The sequence below is a fragment of the Terriglobales bacterium genome (genome assembly GCA_035651995.1).
Lineage (GTDB): Bacteria > Acidobacteriota > Terriglobia > Terriglobales > Acidobacteriaceae > DASRER01.
This window is the reverse complement of the sequence record DASRER010000009.1, coordinates 1-3,232: the sequence shown is the minus strand read 5'-3', so window position 1 is coordinate 3,232 and position 3,232 is coordinate 1. Positions and strand designations below refer to the sequence as shown.

Below are 3,232 nucleotides of genomic sequence, written 5' to 3'. Positions count from 1 at the left end.
GTCGCAGAAGACGCAGCGCTCCTTGTAAATGAAGTACTGCTTGGCGCCTTCCAGTTCCTCCACCACCTGCCGCGGCAGAATGGGCAGCGCGATCAACTGACAATGCGCGTGCTCCAGCGAGGCGCCCGCCGCCTCGCCGTGGTTCTTGAAAATCAGAATGTACTTGAAGCGCCTGTCCTGGCGCAGGTCGAGGATGCGGTCGCGGAAGGCCCAGAAGACGTCCTCCACGCGCTTGTCCGGGAGCGTGGATAGCGTGGCGCTGTGGTCGGGAGTTTCAATGATGACCTCGTGCGCGCCCACGCCATTCATCTTGTCGAACATGCCCTCGGCCTGGCGGCTGATGTTGCCTTCAATCCCCAGCGCGGGAAACTTGTTGGGCACCACGCGCACCGTCCAGCCGGGACTGTCCTTCTGCGGAGGCGGCGCGCCGTTGGGCTGCGGACGGTAGGCCAGAATCTCCGGCGGCGTCTTGCTCTCGTTGCCGTAGCAGAACGGGCAGAACCCTCCCTTCTGCCGCACCTGGTCGCGCACGAAGTCCGTGGGACGCTTGGCGCGGTCGGTGGAAATGATTACCCACCGGCCCACGATCGGATCTCTTCTTAGCTCCGGCATGTTCTGGTTCTTGGTTTCTGGTTCTTAGTTTTTGGATTCGCTCGCGCCTGGTACGCCGCTCGTTCGCTCGGAGCACCAATAACCAAAAACAAAAAAACCCCAACCTTTAATCTTACGTCACCGGGAAGGCGTTTTTGAATAGGGTGATCTGCGGAGGGTTACCTTGGTTTTCGCAGTACACGCTCACGATATCGAAGCGGATTGGCGGCGGCGAAGACGGTTTCTCGCTTCTGGTTTCTGGTTTCTCGAGTATGGACACGGGCAACACGGGGTCCCCGGCACGCGCCGGGGGAGCCTGCCCTGAGCGAAGCCGAAGGGCGCGTCCTGGGGTGGAGGACCCGCCCGTAACTTGGCCTGGTGTGGAGGCGGGCGACTCGCCCGCGCAATCTTCGAGTTTAGACGCCGCACGCACCGGCAATGCACGGCGAACATACTCGCGAGCCATGGCTGCCAGCTCGCGCTGCTTCTCGCGGTCCACGGCCGCCTCGGGCGGCTTCACATCCGGCGTGGTGCGGGTCTTGACCTCGATGAAGCACAGGGTGTCGCCGTCCCAGCCCACCAGGTCAATCTCCCCGCGACGCCGCCGAGAGCGGAAGTTGCGCGCGACGATTGTGTATCCCTCACGCCGCAGGTGAAAGTAGGCAGCCTCCTCGCCGCGCCTCCCCGTAACAAGGTGCGCCGGCGCCCTGCGGGCCCAGGGCAGAAGCCGGGCAACGGCGTCGAGGACGCGGAGCGCGAGTTGGAGCAGGCGTGGGGGCATCGTGCCGAATCTCCCATCCTTCGCTGCACTTGGGATGAGTCACCAATCATACCGGCCGTGGCAACTACCGCTGATCGCTGCGTCGGGTATGAGACCAGTCCGAATCACTTCACCGGGAAGGAACGTGATACCGAAATTGGCTTGACTTCGGGGCGAGGCATTACGGATCAGCAATCGATAGGTTCTTGTCACGCGACGAACCGCTGGTGGACCAGCAGCGCGGCCGGCGCTCCCCTGTGCCTTGGCCCGGGCCGGACTTGGAAGCGCCGCCGATGCTGGCGAAAAGCTGCCGCGCTGGTTGCCTCCTCTCCCAAATCGGTCCATGCCCGCCTGCTCCTTGCCTCTTGGCCCACGATTTTCCTTGACCCCAAGCCGCTGCCCGTTGTACGTTTACTGGTTCGCTTTGTATTCGCCTAAATTCCGTCTCATTATGCGAAGGGTATCGAAGGTATTCCCTTCGTAAGTTGCTCATTCTATTAAGTACCGGGGGAGGGGGGTATATGCCTCGTTCCGCTGGATTCCCAAATCGGGCATCTCTTGCTGGGCATCGAACCAGAGGATCGCTGCAAGGAGCAATTCCATGTTGTTCTGGCTTTTCGTCGCCCTGCTGATTGCCTGGATTGTCTTCTGGGCGGTGGTGAAGGTGGTAAGTGCGGTCTTCTGGATCCTGCTGGGACTGGCGGTGGCGTTCCTGATCGCCCACCTGGTCACCGGCAAACGCAAGACGGCGTGAGTTCCGCGGCCTCGAATTACGCCGCCTGGGCGTGCTCGAGTGCGTGGCCCAGGCGCACCAGCGTGGCTTCGTCGAAGTGGCGGCCCAGGATCTGCATGCCAATGGGCAGGCCGTCGCGCGACTGGCCGCAGGGCACCGAGATGCCCGGCACGCCGGCAAGATCGGCGGTAACGGTGTAGATGTCGGCCAGGTACATGGCCAGCGGGTCATCGGTTTTTTCGCCCAGCTTGAAGGCCGGCGTGGGCGTGGTGGGCGTGACGATGGCGTCCACCTGCTTGAAGGCGTTATCAAAATCGCGCGTCAGCAGGGTGCGGACGCGCTGCGCCTTCAGGTAGTAGGCATCGTAGTAGCCGGCGCTGAGCACGTAGGTGCCGAGGATGATGCGGCGCTTGACTTCGGCCCCGAAGCCTTCGTCGCGGCTGCGGCGGTACATCTCAGAAAGCGTGCGGGCGCCGCGCCAGCGGTAGCCGTAGCGCACACCGTCGTAGCGGGCAAGGTTGGATGACGCCTCGGCGGTGGCGATCACGTAATAGGTGGGGATCGCATATGGAGTGTGGGGCAGCGAGATGTTGACGATCTCGCAGCCGGCGCGGGCCAGCTTCTGAATGCCGTCCTCCACGGCTTTGCGAACTTCGGGATTCAGCCCTTCGCCGAAGTACTCCTTGGGCACGCCCAGCTTGAGCCCGCGCACCGGCTTTTCAATCTCTTCAACGTAGTCGGGGACGGGCACGTCGGCGGAGGTGGAGTCGTTGGGATCGCGGCCGGCGATGTGGCGCAGCAGGATGGCGGCGTCCTTCACCGACTTGGTGAGCGGGCCGATGTGATCGAGTGACGAAGCAAAGGCGATCAGGCCGTAGCGCGAGACGCGGCCATAGGTGGGCATCAGGCCGACCACGCCGCAGAAGGCGGCGGGCTGGCGAATGGAGCCGCCGGTATCGGAGCCCAGCGCGGCCACGCACATTCCTGCGGCCACCGCTGCCGCCGATCCGCCCGAGGAGCCGCCGGGCACGCGCTCCCTGTCGCGCGGGTTGCGCACCGGCCAGTAGCCGGAGTTTTCGTTGGACGAGCCCATGGCGAACTCGTCGCAGTTGGTCTTGCCGAGTACGATGGCGCCGGCATCTTCCAGG

At 63.7% G+C, this 3,232-nt stretch carries 3 protein-coding genes and 1 pseudogene; 1 reads left to right on the top strand and 3 read right to left on the bottom strand.

From position 1 onward, the window contains the following. Together VFA60_04470 and VFA60_04465 are read right to left on the bottom strand one after the other, a co-directional pair. Positions 1–615: pseudogene (locus VFA60_04470) on the bottom strand (DUF4931 domain-containing protein). A gap of 109 nt (positions 616–724) precedes the next feature. After that, positions 725–1,372, bottom strand: coding sequence for a YraN family protein (locus tag VFA60_04465; protein ID HZQ91025.1), 648 nt, complete (start codon positions 1,370–1,372; stop codon positions 725–727). 580 nt (positions 1,373–1,952) lie between these two features. Between VFA60_04465 and VFA60_04460 the strand changes: the two genes are divergently transcribed. Next, the gene (locus VFA60_04460; GenBank protein ID HZQ91024.1) at positions 1,953–2,105 is read left to right on the top strand and encodes a hypothetical protein; all 153 of its coding nucleotides are present in this window, start codon (positions 1,953–1,955) and stop codon (positions 2,103–2,105) included. A 16-nt stretch (positions 2,106–2,121) separates the two neighbouring features. Here VFA60_04460 and gatA read toward each other — a convergent pair. Then, the coding region (gene gatA, locus VFA60_04455) for an Asp-tRNA(Asn)/Glu-tRNA(Gln) amidotransferase subunit GatA (protein HZQ91023.1) at positions 2,122–3,232 on the bottom strand (1,111 nt) is incomplete at its 5' end.